This is a genomic window from Rummeliibacillus sp. SL167 (assembly GCF_007896505.1).
GTDB lineage: Bacteria > Bacillota > Bacilli > Bacillales_A > Planococcaceae > Rummeliibacillus > Rummeliibacillus suwonensis.
Genome location: NZ_VCBM01000001.1, coordinates 2,175,766 through 2,199,256, shown reverse-complemented (window position 1 = coordinate 2,199,256; position 23,491 = coordinate 2,175,766). Strand labels below are relative to the sequence as shown.

Below are 23,491 nucleotides of genomic sequence, written 5' to 3'. Positions count from 1 at the left end.
GGTTAGACTAGTCCAATTTCTTGATTTTCATTTTTTAAAATTAGGCAACTGTGTTTTGCTCATTTAGCAGGTGTAGTAGGTATAGAAACCTTTGTTTCAACGTTATCTTGGAGGTGGTGCTGCGGATTTTCATTTTCTGATAAGGCATGACCTCACTTTGTACAAAAGAGTTGGTCATCTTCATAGGATGTTCCGCAATTTTTACAAGAATTCATTTCTTCACGCCTTTTCTAGTTAGGAAGACTTTTAGGTTATAAATAAAAATCTTTTTATCTAATAATATGACAATATTATACCAATTTTTATACTAAAAGTATAGATTTGAGAAACTAGTAGAAATTCTAAATATATTAGCAATTTTAGTAGATTAATGTTTTGTGACTTCCAGAAATGCGTTATCCAATTTAGATTGAGGAATAGGTAAAGGTGTAAATTACAGTACGTTAGATGCGCTATGCAAGTATTTTAATTGTGACGTAGGGGGTATTTTAAATTTGAGGATACAAAGGAAGAATAACTTAGGAAAGGGTGAACAGTGTATGAAAAAGAAAGTAGTATCAATATTAATGGTTGAGCGTTAGGGCTATCTTTACTAGGAGGGGTAGGCTTTTATTTTTTATGAATGGAGAATGTCAGATGGCATTCTCTTTTCGTACATTAATGATATGAAAAGTTCTATGTCTGTCTACTAGTTTATTGCATTATGTATGTTCTCCTCTAGCTTTTAACAGATTTTCCGCTTTGGAATAGATATCTTCAAGCGGTCTTGGTCTTGTGTTGATCCGTTTTCCTACAGCAAAATAATAGTTCGTTTTTGTATTCTCATCCATTTTGAATATTACTCGCATGTCGCCTGTATGAATCTTTGGTAATTTTGAGTGGAATGTCATCGTACGAAATCCTTTTTCATGTAGAATTCCGTACTGACATTCTCTTGAATTGCTATAAGGATCCTTTTCTAAAGTGTCAATGACATGTTGAAACAGCTCATAAAACATTGCAAATTCTGTATTTGTCATCTTGTCTGCTACATGATCAAAAGTATCAAAATACTCCGGATGAAATTTTGATTCATATGTTTGATTGGTCATGTTAATTCTCCATTCCTTTTCTCCATTCTTTGTATTCTTTTGCCGACATATTCTTTGGCATAGTGATGAATTGCTCTTTCGGTGTATTGAAAAATTCTTCTCCAAGTTTGTTTACCATCAGATTTTCATCTACTAATTGTTCCAAACTTTCCACATACTTTTTTAATTCTTCAAAGTCGCTCATTCTCATCATTGTGATTGCCATTTCATCTTTAATGATCAGTCCCATTACTTCATTTTCATCAATCATTTCCTTTAATCTTTTTTGGGAAATTTCTCTTAATTTGCTTGCAGGCATGGTGTTTTTTAGAGTAAATGGTTTCTCTAATAATTTTTTCATGTTTATTTTCCCCTTCCAGATTTCATTTGACATTATTTTCTCCTACCTTTATTGCACTAAATTTTGCACAAAAAATAAAACAAAATTTAGTTCGTTTTTTTATACAGTATATGTATGATGAGCTTAAATAATACGTTCTTGTCTTCTAAGTGAAAATAGCTATCTAAGTTTTAAGAGATCACTGACAAAGTCATTTCATCTTCGGAAGTTTAATAAAAATCAGTTTTTTGTTTGAAAAGTTAAAGAAAAAATAGATTTTTATCTCGCATTAACGGGCAATAATACTCCCATCTTAAAATTCAGCGAAAGTAAAGAAGTTAGGTGGGAGATAAACTGCCCGTAAAAGTCCGATTGGTTCGGACGTGCATGATGTTGGTCACTCAGGTGTTGCCACAGGACGTGGCGCCTTTAACCTGAGTTCCTCTAGTTCAGTGAGGGATGAAGAAAACCCCACTGATTAAAGTTTCACTTTGCCAATAAAATGGAATATTATGATTTTTAATGATCTCAATTTTTTTAAATCCAATTTAATGGCTTCATTTTTAATGTGTTTTATAGGTTTGAGTTGTCCTAGTAAATTGAAATAAGCATAAGATTCTTTTGCAAAAAGAGGTTACTTTATTAGCAAAATTAAGAGCTAAAATTAGACCATCATCAGGTCTGCTGCAATGCTAGCGGCGAAAAATACTCCAAATAATACCACTTGTCGTTCCACTTTTCTTACTCTAAAATAAAAATAGAACGAATGTTCTTGATGGTGTTTCACAATTATTTTGGAGGTGGCAAAAATGAATAAGAATGCAGTAAATCACATTGAATATAGAATCGACTCCAATGATATAAATCCATGGGAAATGTACAAAAATGCGCCGAATCGCTCTATCATTTGCGTTGATATGCGTTGTTTTTATGCAAGCTGTATGGCTATGCTTGCAAAGCTGGATCCTTTAAAAGTGCCCATTGCGGTTGTTGGGAATCTTCAACAAAAAGGGAGTATAGTCCTCGCTGCGTCGCCACCCATGAAAGAAAGATTTAGGATTCAAACAGGATCTCGTCTTTACGAAATTCCGGACCACCCGGATATCAAATTATTTACACCCAAAATGGAATTTTTTATAAAGATGTCAATGGAAATTACGAATTTAATCAATCAGATTGTTCCAAAGGAAGCGATACATGTATATAGCGTGGACGAAAGCTTTGTGGATCTTACCGGTACAGAAAAACTTTGGGGTCCTCCTGAAGAAACTGCGAAATCTATTCAGTCCAGCATTTATAGCCAATTTCAAATTCCAAATGCAGTTGGAATGGGGCCCAATATGCTAATGGCAAAGCTAGCATTAGATTTAGAGGCGAAAAAGGAAGGATTTGCGAAATGGACATATGAAGATATTCCTAAAAAATTATGGCCGGTTGCACCGTTGTCTGAAATGTGGGGGATTGGTCGAAGAACGGAGCGTGCCCTAAATAATCTGGGTATTTATACGGTAGGCGACCTTGCTCATGCTGATTTAAGCATGCTGGAAAATCATTTTGGTGTTATGGGCAATCAGCTTTACTATCATGCGTGGGGAATAGATTTATCCCCATTAGAAGCACATGCAGAAGAACCCATTAGTTTTGGTAAAGGTCAATTACTCACGCGCGATTATGATAGCCGCTGTGAAATTCTTGTTGTCATCTTAGAAATGTGTGAGGATATCGCAAGAAGAGCAAGGGAAGCCTTCCAAGTGGGAAGAACCATTTCACTTGGTGTTCGTTATAGTAAAAATGTATTTGGAGGAGGTTTTCATCGGTCACATACAATAGATGAGCCAACGAATGATACGATGAAAATTTATAAAGTGTGTAAGCGATTGCTCGAAGCCTATTATGTAGAAAAACCTGTAAGGCAGCTTTCTATCAGCATTTCAAATTTAGAATCGGAACATTCCATGCAACTTAGTTTGTTTGATGAACAGAAATGGAAAAAAAGAAAATTAGGAGAGACGATGGATTATTTGCGTTCAAAACATGGATCAACAGCGATTTTACATGCTGTGTCTTATACAGAGGCAGGGACTGCGGTTGCACGTTCAGAATTGATCGGTGGACACCAAAAGTAAGAAAAAACAAGGTTCCTACGTGTTTGAGATAAAGAGGTGGTGTAAAAGTGATTCGAGATCGTGGAAATATCAAATGGACTGCGATGATGATTCCAGAACATGTAAAATTATTAAAGGAATGGAAAGGACAAGATGAAAATGTTGAAAAACCAGAGTTAGACGAGTGGGGATTGCAGGAACTCAGTGAACAACTCCAAATCGCTTACGCCAATAACCTAGAGGTCGAATTAAGCATTTGGAAAGAAAAACGAATTTTTAAAGTGATCGGAATAATCTCAAAGCTAGACACTAAAAGTTCTTCACTCTATTTAAAAGACGGACAAAATTTTCCCTTTCAAGCTATTTTTGGTGTGAGTTTTACGATTTAAATAGGCCTTCATCAAAATTTAGGAACAAAGATATATGCCACTCTATGATAACGGGGACAGATATAGTATTTTAAATCAGAAAAAAAGCCATGCCATCAGTTTTTATATCTATGACATGGCTCACACATATATTTTTAATGGAAGATAGAAGATACGGTACTAACAATCAATTGGATATTTAAATAAGTTAAGCAGATTGTACAAATCCAACCTAGTATACTTACCCAGAGAGGATTTTTAAACCGTTCTCCCATGATTTTTTTAGAACTTGTGAAATAAACGAGTGGAATCATTGAAACAGGCAAAGCAATACTTAAGAATACTTGCGAATAGATCAATAAGTTATCAAGTGCTGTTTCATCTCCGCCAAAATAGATTGTACAAGCTAATACTGGAATGACAGCTAACAATCGTGTAACCATTCGGCGAGCCCACATTGGAAGACGAATGTGGATAAAGCCTTCCATAACAACTTGTCCAGTCAATGTTCCTGTAATTGTTGAGTTTTGCCCAGATGCTAATAAAGCCAATGCAAATAATGTACTTAATATAGGACTTGCAACTGCACCAGCTAATTGTGAATCATTTAATGCATGGTATAAAGAAGAGAAAGTCCCTAATTCACTGCCGTGTCCGAAGAAAAGGGCGCTACCTAAGATCAATAACAAACAGTTAATAATAAAAGCTGCAGATAGCTGAATATTTGAGTCCCATGTTGCAAATTTAACAGCTTTTGCAAGATTCTTCTCATCTCTACGAACATATTGACGCGTTTGAGCAATGGATGAGTGTAAATATAAGTTATGAGGCATAACGGTTGCCCCCACAATCCCTAAAGCCATTGTTAATTGTCCATGATGTAAAACTTGTGCTTGTGGGACGAAACCTTTTAAAACATCTGGAATATTTGGTTGTGAAATAATGACTTCATATAAAAAGACAAGTAAGATAACACTAATTAACGTAATAACAATTGCTTCAATTTTACGGAATCCTAACTTCATTAACAATAATAGTAGTAATACATCGAAAATAGTTAATATAACTCCGACGGCAAGCGGCATACCAAATAGTAGATTCAAGGCGATCGCACCACCGATAACCTCGGCTATATCCGTTGCCATAATAGCAAGCTCTGTCACAATCCATAAAACGTAACCAACTTTTTTGTTTGTATGAGCACGTGTGGCTTGCGCTAAATCCATTTGTGTTACAATCCCAAGTTTAGCCGCCATATATTGTAATAACATGGCGATTAAGCTAGAAATCAGAATAACTGACATCAAAAGATAGCCATATTGTGCACCCCCACCAATTGATGTCACCCAGTTACCAGGGTCCATATAACCAACTGCTACTAAAGCTCCAGGACCCGAAAAAGCCATTAAATTCTTCCAAAAATGATTAGATTTTGGTACAGAAACTGTATTATTAATTTCTTCAAGACTAGGTCCATTAGCATATTTTATAAAATTGTTATTATTTTTGCTATGTTGCATTTGTAATCACTCCATTCCATTTTATTTCAGTCAAACAAATCTTTAAATACGTTTAGTAAAGAGGAGCTTTGTTATGAGCTTATAAACATATTTGACAACATCACCTTTATCAAAAAATAAAGCAAAGTTAGGAATCTTTTTTAGTAATAAATAAAGTATATCTTTCTTATATGAAATTTTAATTCCTATATGAATTTTTATTTCCTTAAGGAAACTTTACGTTTACAGTATAATACGATTTTTTATTTTGTAAAGATATTAGATTAGAATTTCCATAGTTTGGTGATAAAAGTTTTAATCTTCTTTTAAATAAATGGATATAAAAGTAAACTACCATTTTTTATCAATAAGTAGGTTATGTTCCGTGGATGGGAGCCTGTTTTCCGTGGATAGAATACTCTTTTTCGTGGATGGGAGCCTGTTTTCCGTGGATAGAATACTCTTTTTCGTGGATGGGAGTCCGTTTTCCGTGGATAGAATACTCTTTTTCGTGGATGGGAGTCTGTTTTCCGTGGATAGAATACTCTTTTTCGTGGATGGGAGTCCGTTTTCCGTGGATAAAACCCTCTCTTCCATGGATTGGATCTGTTTCCCATGAATAGAGTCCTCTTTCCATCGATAAATCCTTTTTTGTAGATAGAACTGTTCCTATTTATTTCATGGGGATGGCTCTCATTTCTATACTAAACTAATTATAAAGAACCAAGCCTATTCTATATTCATAATTCAAAACACCACCAAGTAAAAATTGGACCACTGAAAAGGTCCATTCATCTCCAAAAACATGATAAAAATGGTGATTCTATAGTTTTTCAGTGGTCTCGTAAAAATGAGGTGGTGTTTGTTTGGTTATATAGGGCTATAGATTTTTTCTTAGTTTTTCAAGTATACGTGACCTTCTTTTTTTCAAGGCGGCAATCGTGGTGTGGTATTTTGTTGTTAATTCTGCATATGAATAGCCTGTAATATAATAGTCGACGAGAAGCTGCCGTTCTTGCTTTGGAAGGGTGTTGAGTAATTCTTTCAATAAGCAAGCTGTTTCGGATTGCCCTGCTGATATGGTGGAGAGTGATAGCAGGACATCTTCTTGTGGCTGGTAGCGGTCTTCATAACGGCTTTCTTTTTTCAGCTCGTCTAAAATACTGCCATGTATGCAGGTGTAAGCATAGGGGGCAAAATCGCCTTGTAGATCATCGTACTTTTGCCATGCTTTCCATAGGGCGATGCGAGCTGTTTGACGATAGTGTTCGTGATTTTTGTAGATACGGCATTTTCGAATAGCTACTGTGATCATTGGCTCAAATTGTTCAAGAATCATTTCAAATTGACACATTTTTTTGTCCAATCTCATTGTGCACAATGGCTGTATTCCTAGGTGTTTTGAGAATACAAATTTGTGACGCTATTTGTAAAATGAGCAAAAAATAGTTTTGAGGGGTTAAAATGTTGAAAAATTTTTTGTCGATGAAATGTCGAGAATTATCGAAACCTTATGATTTCAATGTTCGTAGCCATAATAAAAATTTGATATGACATCAATTTTTATTTAAAATGTGGCGTTTTGATATATTTTTAGAATTTTTATAAAATTCTTTCAATTTTGAATTAATTGTTACAATTGATGAATAAAGTAACTTTAATATCCAAAATAATGATATTGTATAGTCGTAAAGAATCATATGGATATAAACAGGAATGTTGGTAGTATGGAAATCATAAAGGATTTGTACATTTAATCTAAAAGAGGAGTGATTTTCGGATGATTAATGTAATAGGGCTTATTTATGAAGATGGTATCAACAAGGAACTAGAAGACGCATATGTTAGCGACACCAAAAATAATCGATTTGCTGTCATTGACGGAGAATCGGGATTTGATCTTTTTTCTGGAGCAGAGGCTGCACATATTGTACGACGTTTTCTATTAGACAAAACCTATGAAAATGATTCCTTAGATCATATATTAAGGGCCGCCAATATGGAAATGAGAAGGACCAAAAAAGGAAGAATGCTTTGGGATGACTTTGCCGATATAAAAAAGCACACGCGAAATTGTTGTAGTGTAGCCGCTGTTCAGATTAGAGATGATCAGCTGCACTATATTCAAACGGGAAATTGCATGATTTTTGTGCAATATGAAAACGGTACGATCCGAAGTATCACTTATGATCATAAAGCCAAAATGCAGGAAAAGTATATTCGTAAATGGAAGGGAACCTTTAATACTTTAAAAAAGACATTGAGGCGGAATTACTCAGAAAAAAAGTTAGATCAATGTTATGAAAATGCCCGAACATTAATTCAACCCTTCCATATGCAGTATCGTGAAAGTGTCAATACCTATAAAGGATATGGAACGATAGATGGTAGTAGGGAATCCTCGGATTTTTGGGACAAGGGTAGTATTCCATTGATGGATATGAAGAAAATCGCATTGGTAACGGATGGACTTCAATTGCTCAGTCATAAACCACCGGGGTATGAAAGGTGGATGGATACAGCTAAGCATATTTTCAACAGAGGGCTCAAAAGTGCATGCTCGAAAAACATCATTATGGAAAAGAATGATCCTTATTGCCTGCAATATCCAAGAGTAGAAAGATCCGATGACAAAACAGGAATTTTGTTGGAGGTTTTGAGAAGCTGAAGTGATATGAGTTTCTCGTATGCCTAATTCAACCAGTCAACAAATAAGTACACTCATTTCGTATGTATACAATTACACCAAATCTTTTGCTAAACTTTTTCAAACCACATCAATCGCCTATATTCGGATGGTTATTCTTGCTAGTATACGAAAACCTTTGCATCTGGGATCCAATAATCAACCTCGACTCATAAAAAGAAAATCAATCTTAAATACCAACATTAAACGCCACCTTATGACTAAATATAATACAATGCCATTGTGTAAATCAGTTTTTTACATAGTATTCCTTCGTAATTCAGGTATATATTGAGATAATCCATTGCTGAAGATAAACTGATATGACTAAGCCTGAAAAGTTTTGCTTTACAACCAAGAAATACATGATTCAGTTTTCATATAAATAGGGAAATGTACACTGAGATTTAAGGATGTTCGAAAATAGCTATTTGTCTCAAGATTCAGTTTTGTCCCGCATAATGGGCAGCAATACCCACCTCAAAATTCAGCAAAAGGAAGTTAGGTTAGGAAGAACAACTGCCGCATGCGCCCGATCGGTTCGGGGTAACAAGATGTTGGTCACTCAGGTGTTGCCATAGGACGTGGCGCTTTTAACCTGAGTTCCTATAGTTCAGTGGGGAATGAAAAAACTCCCACTGATGAAAGTTTCCCTTTATCCCATGAAAAAATAGAGTACAGATGCTGTTCCATCGGCAATCTGTGCTTTTTCTTTTTCTAATCGTTTCGTGTTTAGCAAAATTCTTCAATCTAGCCTGTATAAAATTCATTTGTGTCATCGTCAGTGTTACATGAGTATTTGTATGAATAAATAATCCCTGTATATTCATTAAAATACATATATTGTATAGTTAGTTTAGGCTCATTAATTTTTTATTTGAAAATATAATTTATTCATAAACTTTTTTGAAATTATGACGACGAACATAGTGAATAAGACACAGATGTAGTTCATATTTGTCGTGAATCATGTAGGAGGTAGTAGGATGAAAGTATTAGCAAAAATATTATTATCAATTCTTAGTGCATGTGTGATCGTTTTTGCAGTGATCATAGGATTCAATCTATACCAAGTTAACCATTCATCTGTCAAAAGCGCAGAAGAATTGGCAACTAAAGAAGGGGAAAAACAAGCTAAAAATGTAGAAAACGATCTTAATTATTCAATTGATATGGCGAAAGGGCTTGCGATTACGCTGAATACGATGGTAGATCAACATAATGCGAATCGGCAATTGACCAATAAAATTTTGAAAAAAACACTTGAAGAAAATTCAGATTTCCTTGGTGTATGGACGATATGGGAACCAAATGCTTTTGATGGAAAGGATAAAAAATATAAAAACAAGCTGGGACATGATCAAACGGGGAGATTTATTCCATATTGGAATCGATCAGGAGAGAAAATCAGTGTATTACCGTTGAAGGATTATGACAAGCCAGGTGCTGGTGACTATTATCTTCTTGCTAAAAACAGTGGAAAGCAAGTCATCATGAATCCTTACAACTATGAAATAAACGGAAAAAAAGTTTTAATGACTTCTTTTGTGATCCCTATTAAAAAGGAAGGACAGGTTATAGGAGCTGTTGGCGTGGATATGAGTTTAAAATCAATCCAAAAAGTAAACGATTCCATTCATCTGTACAAAAGCGGATCTGGTGCGATCATCTCAAATGATGGAACGATTGTAGCTCATCCATCAGAACAATTAGTCGGAAAAAGCAGCGATAAGCTTGCAGGATCAGAGTCAGCAAAAGCCAAAAAAGCCGTTCAGTCAGGTCGAGCAGTATCTTTTACAAATGTATCGTCTAAAAAAGATGTTTATAATGTATATTCTCCCATCTCTATAGGGTCAACGAGTACACCTTGGTCGTTGCTAGTGACTGTTCCATTAAATGAAGTAAAAGAGGAATCTAACACATTATTAAAATCCTCTCTACTTATTGGAATTATTGGTTTAATTATTCTTGTCCTATTGATCACGCTGATTGCCAGAGGATTAGTGAAACCAATCAAAAAGGTATTCGAAAAAGTTCAAGAAATTGCAGATGGGAATTTAGCGACAGAGCCATTAACCATTCGATCAAAAGATGAAATTGGTCAGTTAGCTATGGCAATGAATGAAATGACTGAAAATACACGCACTTTAGTCAAAGATGCAGCAGGTATTTCAGAACAAGTCAATTCTTACAGTGAAGAGTTATCAACGTTTACGAATGAAATGAGTGAAGGAATTGAACAAGTATCCGCAACATCAGAGCAATTAGCCGCAGGATCAACCGGTCAAGCACAATATGCAAGTGATATTTTAGAAAAAGTACAACATGTCAATGGCGAAATGAAAGAGATCACACAGCATATAGAGGAAATGGAAAATGATTCACAAAAAACAGAGGATTCTGTCCAAAAAGGGTTACAAAGTGCTACCCGGTCAATAAATGGCATGCAGACGATCGAAGAAAAGGTTTCCTCTACTGCGACAATTGTGCAGCAGCTAGGTGAAAATTCTAAAGAGATTAGAGAGATTCTCGACGTGATCAATAATATAGCAGTACAAACGAATCTACTAGCTTTAAACGCGGCTATTGAAGCAGCACGTGCTGGAGAACATGGAAAAGGTTTTTCAATTGTAGCCGAGGAAGTAAGAAAATTAGCTGAACAATCCGCTGAATCTACAAGTAAAATTTCAAGCATTATTGACGGTGTATTAAAAGAAACAAAAGAAGTAGAGCAAGCGATGGATGGTGTGGTTCAACAAGTTCAATTAGGGTCTGATTTGATCAAGCAAAATAAAGAAACATTCGATGAGATCAACCAAAATATTCAGGAAATGATTGTTCAAATCAATCAAGTAAATAGTGCTTCTCAAATCATTAAGCAAGCAACGATTGAAGTATTGAGTGATGTAGAAAACATCGCATCCATCAGTCAAGAGTCCTCCGCTGGAACAGAAGAATTATCAGCAACGATGGAAGAACAAAACGCTTCTATGCAAGAAATTAATGGAATGGTCAACAACCTTTCTAAAATGGCAGAATCACTTCATCTAGAATTGTCTAAATTTAGCTATTAGTTGCGAATTATCTCATATCAACAGACAGTAAGCCCTCGCAGCCAGACGCAAGTAACATGGGGACTTACTTCTAATGAAAATCCGATTAGTTCAGCTTCAACCAATGTAATGAAGAAATTTCTACTGGTTGAAGTTCAACTTTCCCCAATGGGTGTGAGAAAACGTATCTAGAGCAACTCTATCAATATATAGCAACAGCATCTAAATGTATCCCATTGAAAAAAGTCGTCCCCTGCATCTTATTAGGAAAGATGTAGGGATTTTTTATCCCGCTTTAACGGAAGAAGAGCGCCAATCCACGGAAGAGGGTTCCATCCACGGAAGAAGAGGTTCCATCCACGGAAGGAGAGCGCCAATCCACGGAGGGAGAGTTCCAATCCACGGAAGGAGAGCCCCAATCCACGGAAGAGGGTTCTATCCACGGAAGGAGAGTTCCAATCCACGGAAGGAGAGCGCCAATCCACGGAGGGAGAGCGCCAATCCACGGAAGGAGAGCCCCAATCCACGGAGGGAGAGTTCCAATCCACGGAAGAAGAGCGCCAATCCACGGAAGGAGAGCCCCAATCCAAGGAGGGAGAGTTCCAATCCACGGAAGAGGGTTCCATCCACGGAGGGAGAGTTCCAATCCACGAAAGAGGGTTCCATCCACGGAAGAAGAGGTTCCATCCAAGGAGGGAGAGTTCCAATCCACGGAAGGAGAGGTTTCATCCAAGTCCAAGGAAGGATGTATTTGATAAGCTAAAACTGAGCCACTTTTATATGAAAATAATCCTAACTTTATAGAGTTAGGAGCGTATAGAGGTGAGCCTCATTTGATGGATTATTCTGCTACAAAAGCTGCTATCGTTGGTTGGACATGTGCATTAGCGAGAAATATTGCAAAACGGCAAATACGTGTGAACGCCATCGCACCTGGCCGTATTTGGACGCCCCTAATTCCAGCTAGTTATTCATCTGATGAAACTGCCCTCCATGGTGGGAACTTATTTGATCGCATGGGGCAACCATTCGAAGTAGCTCCAACATTCGTTTATCTAGCTTCAGACGACTCACGACATGTAACGGGGCAAGTACTTCATGTCGATGGTGGCGAATCGACTCAATCGTGATTTTGAAGAACGTTTGGCGGGAATGCCAAAGCTTAAGAACAATCTATATCATATTTTCATAAAGTTAATGTAAAAGTATTGTTAATAATATACAAAATCTTACAACAAACAATAAAGCTGTACTAAAATAGTCATTAGCAATAAGTGTTGTGAATGGCCAATTTTATCTAATAAAGGAGAAACCAAATGTTTAAAGGTGAGAAAGTATTTGAAGACGAAAAATCGATTCACTATTTGTTTCAAAAATCATATGCGAAGACCAATAGTCTAGTCGTGATTTTTTCAGCATTTCCTACTAAAAAAAAGCAACCAACATACAATTTTATTCGGACATTATCAGGGATTGATTGCAACAAACTTTTTATATTAGATGATTTTGGTAGCAGGGCAAGTTATTATCTTTGTGAAAAGAAAGATTTTGCTATTGAAAGGTCTGTTCGATCTTTAATTGACTTTATTATCAAAGAAAATAACATAAATTTCGTTATTTCTTGTGGCTCTAGCAAAGGCGGCTATGCAGCTTTATATTATGGGATCAAATACGGATTCGATCACATTATTGCGGCCTCTCCTCAATATTTCTTGGGGGATTATTTACTAGAACAAACGAACTCGCAGGATGTGACTGATTTCATGTCTGGCTCTTCAGGGGAAGAAGATCATCAATTTTTGAATGAGATTATGCCTAAAATGATTGAAGAAACACAAAACAAGCCAAATATTTTCATCCATCTAGGAAAAGAAGAACCACATTATGAAAATCATGTGAAGCCTTTATTAACTAAACTGGATGAAAAGCATATCCCGTACGACCTTGACTTAGGAGATTATAGTAAACATAGTGACGTCGGCAAATACTTTCCCACTATTTTAAGAGAAAATATTCGCACATTGCTCCATTACCCTTCTCTTGAAATGATTCAATCAGCAAAAGGAAAACTGCCAATTGGTTCGCAATGTATATTTGAGGTCAAAACGGACTCGAAGAAAAACAAAGTCGCATGGTATGTTTACCAGGATAAAGATCGGATCGATATGAAAAGTTATTCGACAAATCACACACTTTCAGTAACTTTCGACCAAGCTGGCAATTACCATGTAAAAGCGTTTGCCATCAATCATTTAAAACATAAAGTTTCGATCAGTTCAGAAATCATCGAGATTGTTTAGGGGCGAAAACAATTTCCTTAAAGTAAATGACTAAGGCTCAGAATAGAAAATCTAAAACTGAAACGTCTGCGCAGACAGTTCAAAAAAAAGAATTTTAGTATGTTAGAATAAAATAAACATTTCTGAGAGATTGTCCCCCATTATACTGATGAGGCTCAGAAAAGTAGATGCCAATAGCTTGCTAGCAGCTACGAGTGGCTTTTTAACTATAACGTGATAGGACAAAGCATAGTATTGAAGCGTCAGATGATTGCTCCGAACTATACATGAAAAAGTGATTTACGCAAAAAACATTTGGCAGTCGAAATCATGCTGCACCATCTAGTGTGAAAAAGAAAAAGCATATTTTAGCTCAAAAAAAATATATTTTTATTCCATGTGGGCGATTTGTTTAAAGTGTTTTTTTATAAAAATAAAATATTTTGACAAAGTGAAACTTCACATAGCAAGGGATGAAGAAGCCCCCACTATGTGAAGTTTCATTTTATATGAATTTTGTATGATGGGATTGAATTAATTTATAAAGTAATAAATAATAAGAAATACGACAATGCAAAGTAAATAAATAAGATTAAGTGATATAATGTTTTTAATATATATTGTTCTATAATTGATAGAAACGCTAAAAAATTTTTTAAGGGTTCGAATAGATCAGTAGAAATGACAAAATATAAAGGAAATGTGATGAAATATGTCAGAACGAGAATTAAAAGAAAAAAATCAAGAACGAACAATTCCATTTACTTTTCAGGGTTTAGAAGAACAGGCAAGAGCAAAACTTTCAAAAGAAGTATTTGGGTATGTTGCATCTGGTGCAGGAACAGAGCAGACACTTCGGAAAAATTTGGAGGCTTTTGATCAATTAACATTTAGACCTCATACCTGCATGCAGGTTGATAAGGTTTATACAGAAATTGAATTGCTAGGAACAAAACTACCTTTTCCTATTCTATTTGCACCAGTGGGAAACCAAAAACAAGTACATCCAGATGGAGAATTGGCTTCTGCTAGAGCTGCCAATTCACTACAAATTCCTTATATTGCAAGTACAGTTTCTAGCTATACCATAGAACAAATAGCTAAAGCTAATGAAAATGGAAAAAGATGGTTCCAATTATATAGTACTAAAGATGATGAAGTTACCCTAAATTTAGTGAAAAGAGCGGAGCAAAATGGATATAGTGCCATCGTATTGACCGTTGATATGGCGCAAAGTTGGAGAGTCCGAGATATGAAAAATAATTTTCTGCCGTTTTCTAGAGGCCAACAACCATATCCTAATTTAGTTTCAGATCCTGTTTTTCAACAAAATTATCAGGGGAAATTAGAAACAGATTCTCTTGAGAATACAGTGCGAAGCATATTTCCAAATTCAACATTCACTTGGAAAAAGCTTAAAAAACTATCAAAGAAAACGTCATTGCCAATTCTTGTGAAAGGTATTTTAAATCCTGAAGATGCACGTTTAGCCATTCAGCATGGAGCAAAAGGAATAATTGTATCCAATCACGGGGGACGTATGCTAGATGGGTGTATGCCGGCAATTAATGCGTTAACCGATATTGTCAAAGAAGTAGATAGAAAAGTACCCGTATTATTTGATAGTGGTATTCGTTCCGCAAAAGATGTAATGATTGCGCTGATAATGGGAGCTGATGCTGTTTTAATAGGAAGACCATTTGTATATGGACTTGCCTTAAATGGAGAAAAAGGTGTTCAAACTGTATTCTTAGATTATTTTGAAGAGTTTAGGAGATCTATGCGGCTTGCAGGAATTTCTAGTATACATCAGTTAAAAAAACTAAAATTGTATAATATTAAATAAAATATTTTGAAACAAAATGATCTTTTAGTAGGGTGGTTTGGAAAGATATATTGACACCTCTTTACTGACATATTAAAATGAAATTCACCTTAAAGTTTATAAGAATACTGGACTATAGATTTTCATTCATTCTAATAATATTATTAAAAAGGCAAGAAGGCGTATCCAACTATAGTGAAATTCACGTTGATTTGGGTTTGGAACCAAGAAATTTGATATTAGATTAATAAGTTCAAATAGCTGTAGTATTGAGCTTCCAGTTTGGAACCAAGAAATTTGATATTAGAACTGTAACCATGTCTGACAATAAAAAAAGGGAAGCGGGGTAAATTATGAACTATACATTTAGACAGGCGACGCTTCTTGACGCAAAAGTCTTGTTGGATATTTTGTTAAAAGCGTATGAACAGGACAAAAAATTAGGGATCAACTTTGATGCGACACATGCGACATTACCAATGGTAGAGCAGCATTTGAAGAGAAATATATGTTACTTTTTACAAATTGATGGTCAACCTGTTGCAACGATTTCTTTGCGAATGCCATGGGGACCAAATCCAGGTCCAGAAAAAGTCCCTCATATTGGATGGTTTGCAACACATCCAGATTATGAGAAACAAGGTTTAGGAACAAGATTACTTTCATGGGTTGAAAATACTATTTTAAAAGATCAAATGAAAGTTCCATATGTTACATTAGGAACTGCTGATACACATCCATGGTTAGTTAGCATGTATCAGCGTAAAGGATATGAAATATTTACAGAAAAAGATCTTGGAAAAGGACATATAACCATTTATCTTAAGAAATTTTTGTTGGAGGAAGAAAAATAATGAAAAGAAAATTATCTCTTATTTTAAGTTTAGTGTTTGTAGCAGTATTGCTGGTTGCGTGTGGGAATAACGGTGAAAAGTCTAATGATTCAGGTAAAAGTGAACAAAAAGTATTACGTGTCGGTGCAACTGGCTTAAGTTTTCCAAATAGCTATAAAGAAAATGATAAGCTTGTAGGCTATGATGTAGATGTTATTAAAGCGGCCGCCAAAGAACTTGGCTATAAGGTTGAATGGACAACTTCTGACTTTAGTGGTCTATTAGGACAATTAGATACGAAAAAAATCGATACGATTGCCAATGCTGTAGCTGTAACTGACGAACGTAAAGATAAATATAATTTTTCAGATACTTACTCATACGTTGGGATTACAATTGTCACAAGCAAAAAGAATAAAAACATTAACACTTTAGATGATTTAAAAGGTAAAACAGTTTCCGGTGTACTAGGTTCAAATAATGTTACTAATCTAGAAAAATACGATAAAAATAAAGAAATCAAAATTAGAACTTATGAAAATCGCGATGGTGCAATCAGTGATACGATTAACAATCGAGTAGATGGATTTGTCAATGCAGAACCTGCTCTATTAGCTGAAATCAAAAAAAGTAATTTACCTTTAAAATTTGTGGGAAAACCTTTTACCTATGAAGAAGTTGCCTTTCCTTTTGTAAAGGACTCTAAAAATGAAGAATTGGTCCAATCATTGAACAAGGAAATTCAAAAGCTAAAAGACGATGGTACACTAGCTAAAATTTCTGAAAAGTATTTTGGAAAAGATGTTTCTAAAAAAGAGTAATTAAGCGATAAAAGTTAAATAAGAAGGGAATTACGTTCATGAATTTCGAAATAGGATACATCTTTGAGTTAGTACCTAAACTCATTCAATATATTCCGATAACATTGTGGATGGCTGTCCTATCTATGATTCTAGCTATGGTCATTGGTCTTGTTTTAGCTCTTGCCCGTGATAGTGAAATAAAAGTATTAAAATATGCTGCAAATGTTTATATTTCATTCTTTCGAGCAATTCCAATGCTGGTACAATTGTTTTTGATTTACTATGGATTGCCGCAATTATTTCCAGTGTTTACAGGTATGGGAGCTGTGATGGCCGCAATTATTGGATTTGGATTTAAGCAGGCCGCATTTTTAGCGGAGATTTTCCGTGCCGCATTTTTGTCAGTGGACAAAGGACAAATGGAAGCATGCATCACAGGTGGTTTAACAAAAGTACAGGCATATCGCCGCATTATTTTACCACAAGCAGCTAGGAATGCTTTGCCGGCAACGGGTAATATTTTTATCGGTTTAATTAAAGAGACTTCACTAGCCTTTACGTTAGGTGTGACTGAAATATTTGCAGAAGCAAAAATGCAAGCGTCCGATACGATGAGATTTTTTGAGGCGTATCTAGCGGTCGCATTAATCTATTGGATCATGATTATTATTTACTCTTATTTCCAAAGAATGCTTGAACATCATTTAGAAAAGCCATATCGGACATAGGAGATGAAAAAATGATTAAAGTGACCAATTTAAAAAAGCAATTTAATGATTTAGTTGTATTAGATGGTATTGATTTTGAAGTGAAACGTGGTGAGGTACTATCTATTATTGGACCATCTGGATCAGGAAAATCGACATTATTGCGGTGTTTAAACTTTTTGGAAACACCGGATGCGGGTATCATTGAGATTGGAGAAAAAGACAAAGTAACACTTGATGTTTCACATTATAATCGCCAGGATATCTTTCAGTTACGTCAAAAAACGGCGATGGTTTTTCAAAATTACAATCTCTATAAAAATAAAACAGCATTACAAAATGTAACAGAATCTCTTGTAGCAGTCAAAAAAATGTCCATAAAAGAAGCCAATCAGATAGGAATCGATTTGTTAAAGCAAGTAGGATTAGAAAAAAAGGCTAATAATTATCCAGCTACTCTATCTGGAGGGCAACAGCAACGTGTGAGTATTGCAAGAGCCTTAGCATTGAAGCCACATGCTATTTTATTTGATGAGCCGACGTCTTCATTAGATCCAGAACTCGTTTCAGAAGTTTTACAAGTGATTAAAACACTTGCTGAAGAAGATACGACAATGATCATTGTTACACACGAACTAGATTTCGCACGTGAAGTATCTGATCAAATTATCTTTATGGCAGATGGACATATTGTTGAACAAGGGACACCAAAAGCAATCTTCGATTACCCACAGCAGGATCGCACAAAATCTTTTATCAGACAATTCAATAGTTGAAAGAAGGAAAATGGAATATGGGGAATATTGAAAAGGTAAAATTGCAAGAACAACTTGTTTCATATCGACGTGAACTTCATGAAAACCCAGAATTATCATTTAAAGAAGTGGAAACGACAAAGAGGCTAAAAAAATGGTTGACAGATGCGGGAATTGATATTCTGGATTATCCACTTGAAGTAGGTGTTGTAGCAGAGATCAAAGGTGAACTTCCAGGACCAACCATAGCTTTGCGTTCAGATATTGATGCACTTCCAATCGAAGAAAAATCTGGCGTGTCTTTCTCTTCGAAAAATAAGGGGGTTATGCATGCATGCGGTCATGATTTTCATGCAGCTTCCATCATGGGTGCAGCAATTTTGTTGAAAGAAAGAAAGGCTGACATTAAAGGAACGGTTCGTATTATTTTCCAACCGGCAGAAGAAATTGCTCAGGGTGCCGTATATGTGTCAGATAAAGGCGTATTAGAGGGTGTATCAGCCATTTTCGGTATGCATAACAAGCCTGATCTTCCAGTTGGAACGATTGGTGTAAAAGCGGGTTCATTAATGGCAAGTGTAGATCGTTTCGAACTTGATATTGTTGGAGTTGGAGGACATGCAGGTATCCCTAATGCTGTCATTGATCCAATCGTCATTGCGAGTCAAGTGGTTACAGGCTTCCAATCTATTGTCAGCCGAAACTTAAGTCCATTTAGTGACACTGTTGTTTCTGTCACAAAGTTACAGTCTGGAAATACTTGGAATGTTATACCAGATAAAGCCGAATTAGAAGGAACAGTTCGCTCTTTCCAAGAAGCAGACCAAGCATTAGTGGCGGAACGTATGAAAAAGTTGGCAGAAGGGATTGCCGAAAGCTATGGTGCTCACGCCGATTTTAGATGGTTCCCATATATGCCAGTGGTTAATAATGATCCACAATTTGTAGAGGTAGCAACAGAAGCGGCTCTCGAAGCAGGGTTTAAAGCTGTAGAAGCTCAACCTGCACCAGCTGGAGAGGATTTTGCATTTTATCAAAAAAGTATTCCAGGATTTTTTGTTTGGATGGGGGTAGATGGTCCTCATGATTGGCACCATCCTGCCTATAAATTAAATGAAAATGCGTTATCTGTTGCTGCCACATACTTTGCTAATTTAGCAGTGAAGGTATTAGCACAATGGAAGTAGGATTAACGACTCGATTGTCTCAATCGATTTTCCAATCAAATCCTAATGATGCCGCAATTCAGGCTGCCAAAAGTGGTTTACTGGATTATTTAGTATCTAGTTATGCCAGCAGAAAGGACAAAGGCGTTTTAAAATTACTAAAGCTTTTAGAGAAAGAGGGAGGAGCTGAGGTGGCGCCATTAATTGGTCTAGAAAAGAAGGCTACACCTCAACAAGCTGCATTAGTAAATGGATTTTTAGGACATGCGCTTGATTTTGATGATGTTCATACAGAAGTACGAGGACATCCGAGCTCTGTTATTTTGCCAGTGTTATTAGCTATCGCAGCTACACAAAATGTCACAGGTCATCGTTTCCTTGCAGCTTACTGTGTTGGTGTTGAAGTCATGGCTAGATTAGGACAGTCTGTTACAAATGATCACTATGAAAAAGGTTGGCATAATACAGCTACTTTAGGCGTATTTGCTGCAACTGCTGCAGGGGCCTATTTATTACAAATGTCTACTTCTCAAATTGCACAAGCATTAGGCTTTGCAGCTACACAATCAAGTGGCTTACGTTTACATTTCGGAACTGAAACGAAACCACTTCATGCCGGTCTTGCCGCTAGAGCAGCTATTCTAGCTTTGCAACTGACAACAGTGGATTTTAAAGATAATGTAAAGAGTTTCGATGGGAAACTAGGATTTTTCAATTTGTATGAAGGAAAAAAACAGGAAGAAGTTTCTCAATACTTATTGAAAGGCTGGGGGAAAAGCTGGAGAATTGTTAAGCCAGGACTGTGGTTTAAAATTTACCCATTTTGTTCTGCAGCTTATTATGGCGTAGATGCCGCTTTGAAAATAGGACCTATTTCCAATGATGTCATTAAAAAAATTCAAATCGTATTTTCAAATAATAGTGATGCTGCTTTAATTCATAGAGAACCTGAAACCGGTGAACAAGGTCGATTTAGCATTGAATATATTGTTTCTTTAATTTTTAGTGGTGAAGAACTAACACTTAGAGAATTTAGAGATTTCCCAATTCCAACAGAAGTGAAAAAAATGATGGGGAAAATTAAACGATCTCATCAACCAATTTTAGCAAATGAAAAAAGATTTACAAAGATTAACGTGTTATTCAAGAACGGTGAAGAAAGAACAGCTATTTCATATTCTCCAAAGGGTTCTCCAGAGAATCGTGTGACAGATGAGGATTTGATCCAAAAATGTCATACTATTTTAAATGATGAGGAGAAGGAAAAAAGATGGTTAGATCTTATCTTCTCTTTAGAAAATTCGGCAAATCTAGAATTATTATTAGAGGAACTGTAATCTTTAAACTATTCAATTGAAACTTATTAAAAAGGAGTCTTTTAAATCATGACAAAGAAGAACGTGAAATTAGGCGTTTTTTTAGCTGGTACGGGGCATCATGTTGCTTCATGGAGACATCCACATGCCATTCCAAATGCTACGATGAATTTAAATTATTTTAAAAATTTGGCACAAACAGCCGAGAAAGGGCTATTCGATTTATTATTTTTAGCAGATAGCCTATCTGTTTCAACAGATTCTCATCCTAACATTTTGACGAGATTTGAACCATTGACATTACTTTCATATTTAAGCGCATTTACATCAAAGATAGGTCTAATTGCAACAGCTTCTACTACATACGAAGAACCTTTTCATGTAGCACGAAAATTTGCTTCCTTAGATCATATTAGCGCTGGGCGTGTGGGTTGGAATGTTGTCACAACATCTCTTAGTTCCACAGCCTCTAATTTTAACCAAACCAAACATTTAGAACATAGTGAGCGCTATAAACGTGCAACTGAATTTGTAGAAGTGGTAAAGGAATTATGGGATTCATGGGAAGATGATACATTAGTGATCAATAAAGAAACAGGGCAGTTTATAGATGAAAGTAAATTCCATGAAATTAATCATAAAGGTGACTTTTTCTCTGTTCGAGGACCATTAAATGTTTGTCGTTCTCCACAAGGTCAACCAGTCATTGTTCAAGCAGGTTCATCTAGTGCTGGGCAAATACTTGCTGCAAAGCATGCCGAAATTGTCTTTACAGCACAAGAAAATAAAAATGATGCCATCAAATTCTATCAACATTTAAAAGGTCAAATGCCTACCTATCATCGTGACCAAACCAGTCTTAATATTATGCCAGGCTTATTCCCAATTGTAGGTGCAACGGAAAAAGAGGCACAAGAAAAATATGAAACATTGCAAGAATTAATCGTTCCAGAAATTGGTCTATCTATTTTAGGACGCTATTTTGGTGAGGTTGATTTTGCAAATATTCCATTGGATACACCATTTGTAGATATTAAATTACCGGAACAGGTCGATGGTATTCAAAGTAAACATGATTTAATTATCAAACGTGCAACAAACGAGCATATGACTTTGCGTCAAGCGTATCAATGGATTGCTGGCTCGCGTGGTCATCATATTGCTATTGGGACCCCAACACAAATTGCAGATAAGATTGAAGATTGGGTAGCGTCTGGTGCAGCGGATGGCTTTAATATTATGCCTGCATTACTACCCGACTCCCTAAATGATTTTGTCCAATTTGTCATTCCTGAATTACAAGAACGAGGTATCTTCCGTACTCAATACGAAAGCAACACCTTAAGAGGAAATCTCGGATTAAAAAATCCAGTCAATCAGTTTGAAAAATAACATCACGCATGTTGATTTTACAAAAATTAGGGATGTTTATTTGGCGTAATTTTGAAAACTCTGTATTTTAGCGTCATTTATAATGATTGGAGTGGAGGCTTGCTCGACTTCCTCTTAAAATGTTGTTATATCAACGTTTGCTAAAGTTTTTTTCGTGTGAAAAAATTTTTTCTTGGTCAAGATAGAGTGAGACTCAGTTTGATAGTCCTATTTGTTTAAATAAATAACATACGCTACGCTAAAACTAATTGGAAATTAGTTTACTTTATTGTCATATATTTTATATACATTAGATTAGATTTCTGCGATGCTCCCGCGGGAAAAGCGAATAGCTGAAACCCCGTAGCGCAGCGATTGGAGGAACGAAATTGTAGTGCGCTACGTCCTGTGGCAATGATTCCGTGACCAAACATCCTGTTGCCCCCAGCATTCGCCCACATGAGTCGTGCAAGCCTTAACTGCAATCAACGAATCTCCCTATTTTTATGGATTAAATTGGACAGTCAACAAGCCTGAAGTAAGATATATCTTTATCCTCGTATTAATGAGCAGTAAGAACCCCACCTTAAGGTATAGAAGAAAGGAGAAAGATAGGTGATGGATCAATTGGCGCATGCGCTTGATTGGTTTGGACCAACAAGATGTTGCCCACACAGGTGTTGCCAACAGACGTGGCTTTTTAACCGTTCAGTGGGGAATGGAAGAAACTCCACTGATAGAATCCCGCATTGCCGTATATGTGACGTCACTCGCTCGAAGAATGAAGAACCCCTCTATTGATAGAAGCTTCACTTTATTCCACATGAACAAGACAGTAGACCCCCACTTCAAAACGCAAGGAAAAAGTAGTGGGGATCAATTGGTTGTAAAAAACCAATAGGTTAACACACATTTAGTTAGGAATCAGGAATGAAGAGAATGGATTCCTTAAACCCCCATCTTTAACAAAAACATTTAGTTTTGGAACTGAAATGTAACCCCTGATGAGTGGAACTTGCCCTTTATCATCCAAAAGAAAATCTCGAGAGAGCAAATAACCCTTCAAAGAGAGCGAATAACCCCTTGACTAAGCCTTTTTAGTAAGTGCCGAATACCTTTCTTTAGGATGGCATTCACTTCGAATCCAGGCCTATTGCCGAGTTAGTGCCAATATCTCTTTTGAAAGATTGATGCTTAATCTAGCATGATAACTCAAAGTCCAATGGGGAAGATAAATAATTTGAATGAGTTCAATAGGCTAAATGTCATATTTTTACCACTAATCATATCTTTTTACAATTTCATACAACTCTTT

The 23,491-nt window shown here is 36.0% G+C and carries 21 protein-coding genes and 1 pseudogene; 17 read left to right on the top strand and 5 right to left on the bottom strand.

What is annotated here, in order from left to right:
• The first annotated feature begins 416 nt into the window (after nt 1-416).
• A complete protein-coding gene (locus FEZ13_RS20445) occupies nt 417-581 on the top strand; it encodes a helix-turn-helix domain-containing protein (protein WP_370467685.1) in 165 nt (54 codons plus the stop codon).
• Nucleotides 582-701: 120 nt separating this feature from the next.
• Here FEZ13_RS20445 and FEZ13_RS09865 read toward each other — a convergent pair whose 3' ends face one another.
• A complete protein-coding gene (locus FEZ13_RS09865) occupies nt 702-1,091 on the bottom strand; it encodes a hypothetical protein (protein WP_146552489.1) in 390 nt (129 codons plus the stop codon).
• 1 nt (nt 1,092) lies between these two features.
• Nucleotides 1,093-1,431 carry a hypothetical protein gene (locus FEZ13_RS09860; protein WP_146552488.1) on the bottom strand — a complete coding sequence of 113 codons (339 nt, stop codon included), beginning with the start codon at nt 1,429-1,431 and terminating at the stop codon, nt 1,093-1,095.
• A gap of 854 nt (nt 1,432-2,285) precedes the next feature.
• Between FEZ13_RS09860 and FEZ13_RS09855 the strand changes: the two genes are divergently transcribed.
• Complete coding sequence (locus FEZ13_RS09855; protein ID WP_146552794.1) at nt 2,286-3,536, top strand: Y-family DNA polymerase; 1,251 nt, start codon at nt 2,286-2,288, stop codon at nt 3,534-3,536.
• 47 nt (nt 3,537-3,583) lie between these two features.
• The gene (locus FEZ13_RS09850; protein WP_146552487.1) at nt 3,584-3,904 is read left to right on the top strand and encodes a YolD-like family protein; all 321 of its coding nucleotides are present in this window, start codon (nt 3,584-3,586) and stop codon (nt 3,902-3,904) included.
• Nucleotides 3,905-4,038: 134 nt separating this feature from the next.
• Here FEZ13_RS09850 and FEZ13_RS09845 read toward each other — a convergent pair whose 3' ends face one another.
• From FEZ13_RS09845 to FEZ13_RS09835, 3 genes are all read right to left on the bottom strand, one after another.
• Nucleotides 4,039-5,403, bottom strand: coding sequence for an Nramp family divalent metal transporter (locus FEZ13_RS09845; protein ID WP_146552486.1), 1,365 nt, complete (start codon nt 5,401-5,403; stop codon nt 4,039-4,041).
• Nucleotides 5,404-5,758: 355 nt separating this feature from the next.
• Nucleotides 5,759-6,019 (bottom strand): hypothetical protein, encoded by a 261-nt coding sequence (locus tag FEZ13_RS09840; protein WP_146552485.1) that lies wholly within the window; start codon nt 6,017-6,019, stop codon nt 5,759-5,761.
• 243 nt (nt 6,020-6,262) lie between these two features.
• Nucleotides 6,263-6,754: a sigma-70 family RNA polymerase sigma factor gene (locus tag FEZ13_RS09835; RefSeq protein ID WP_255473145.1), complete on the bottom strand. Its 492-nt coding sequence runs from the start codon at nt 6,752-6,754 to the stop codon at nt 6,263-6,265.
• Between the two features lie 408 nt (nt 6,755-7,162).
• On the opposite strand from FEZ13_RS09835, the gene FEZ13_RS09830 reads away from it, so the two are divergent.
• The 14 genes and pseudogenes from FEZ13_RS09830 (at nt 7,163) to FEZ13_RS09765 (ending at nt 23,077) form a co-directional block, all read left to right on the top strand.
• Nucleotides 7,163-8,050: a PP2C family serine/threonine-protein phosphatase gene (locus FEZ13_RS09830; protein WP_146552483.1), complete on the top strand. Its 888-nt coding sequence runs from the start codon at nt 7,163-7,165 to the stop codon at nt 8,048-8,050.
• Nucleotides 8,051-9,054: 1,004 nt separating this feature from the next.
• Nucleotides 9,055-11,142, top strand: coding sequence for a methyl-accepting chemotaxis protein (locus tag FEZ13_RS09825; protein ID WP_146552482.1), 2,088 nt, complete (start codon nt 9,055-9,057; stop codon nt 11,140-11,142).
• A 205-nt stretch (nt 11,143-11,347) separates the two neighbouring features.
• Nucleotides 11,348-11,884: a hypothetical protein gene (locus tag FEZ13_RS09820; RefSeq protein ID WP_146552481.1), complete on the top strand. Its 537-nt coding sequence runs from the start codon at nt 11,348-11,350 to the stop codon at nt 11,882-11,884.
• A 52-nt stretch (nt 11,885-11,936) separates the two neighbouring features.
• A pseudogene (locus FEZ13_RS09815) lies at nt 11,937-12,251 on the top strand (SDR family oxidoreductase); the annotation flags it as partial.
• Nucleotides 12,252-12,437: 186 nt separating this feature from the next.
• Complete coding sequence (locus tag FEZ13_RS09810; RefSeq protein ID WP_146552479.1) at nt 12,438-13,421, top strand: Two component regulator three Y domain-containing protein; 984 nt, start codon at nt 12,438-12,440, stop codon at nt 13,419-13,421.
• 691 nt (nt 13,422-14,112) lie between these two features.
• Entirely contained in the window at nt 14,113-15,246 is a 1,134-nt protein-coding gene (locus FEZ13_RS09805) for an alpha-hydroxy-acid oxidizing protein (RefSeq protein WP_146552478.1), read from the top strand.
• Nucleotides 15,247-15,578: 332 nt separating this feature from the next.
• Nucleotides 15,579-16,079 carry a GNAT family N-acetyltransferase gene (locus FEZ13_RS09800; RefSeq protein ID WP_146552477.1) on the top strand — a complete coding sequence of 167 codons (501 nt, stop codon included), beginning with the start codon at nt 15,579-15,581 and terminating at the stop codon, nt 16,077-16,079.
• On the top strand, nt 16,079-16,879 hold the full coding sequence (locus tag FEZ13_RS09795; protein ID WP_146552476.1) for an amino acid ABC transporter substrate-binding protein: 801 nt from the start codon (nt 16,079-16,081) through the stop codon (nt 16,877-16,879). The genes FEZ13_RS09800 and FEZ13_RS09795 overlap by 1 nt, the downstream gene beginning before the upstream one ends.
• Before the next feature lie 38 nt (nt 16,880-16,917).
• Nucleotides 16,918-17,589 carry an amino acid ABC transporter permease gene (locus FEZ13_RS09790; RefSeq protein WP_146552475.1) on the top strand — a complete coding sequence of 224 codons (672 nt, stop codon included), beginning with the start codon at nt 16,918-16,920 and terminating at the stop codon, nt 17,587-17,589.
• An 11-nt stretch (nt 17,590-17,600) separates the two neighbouring features.
• A complete protein-coding gene (locus FEZ13_RS09785) occupies nt 17,601-18,344 on the top strand; it encodes an amino acid ABC transporter ATP-binding protein (protein ID WP_146552474.1) in 744 nt (247 codons plus the stop codon).
• 17 nt (nt 18,345-18,361) lie between these two features.
• Nucleotides 18,362-19,510: an amidohydrolase gene (locus FEZ13_RS09780; protein ID WP_146552473.1), complete on the top strand. Its 1,149-nt coding sequence runs from the start codon at nt 18,362-18,364 to the stop codon at nt 19,508-19,510.
• Entirely contained in the window at nt 19,501-20,826 is a 1,326-nt protein-coding gene (locus FEZ13_RS09775) for an MmgE/PrpD family protein (RefSeq protein ID WP_146552472.1), read from the top strand. The genes FEZ13_RS09780 and FEZ13_RS09775 overlap by 10 nt, the downstream gene beginning before the upstream one ends.
• A 48-nt stretch (nt 20,827-20,874) precedes the next feature.
• Entirely contained in the window at nt 20,875-22,197 is a 1,323-nt protein-coding gene (locus FEZ13_RS09770) for an LLM class flavin-dependent oxidoreductase (RefSeq protein ID WP_146552471.1), read from the top strand.
• A gap of 613 nt (nt 22,198-22,810) precedes the next feature.
• Nucleotides 22,811-23,077 (top strand): hypothetical protein, encoded by a 267-nt coding sequence (locus FEZ13_RS09765; RefSeq protein ID WP_146552470.1) that lies wholly within the window; start codon nt 22,811-22,813, stop codon nt 23,075-23,077.
• Nucleotides 23,078-23,491: the final 414 nt, after the last annotated feature.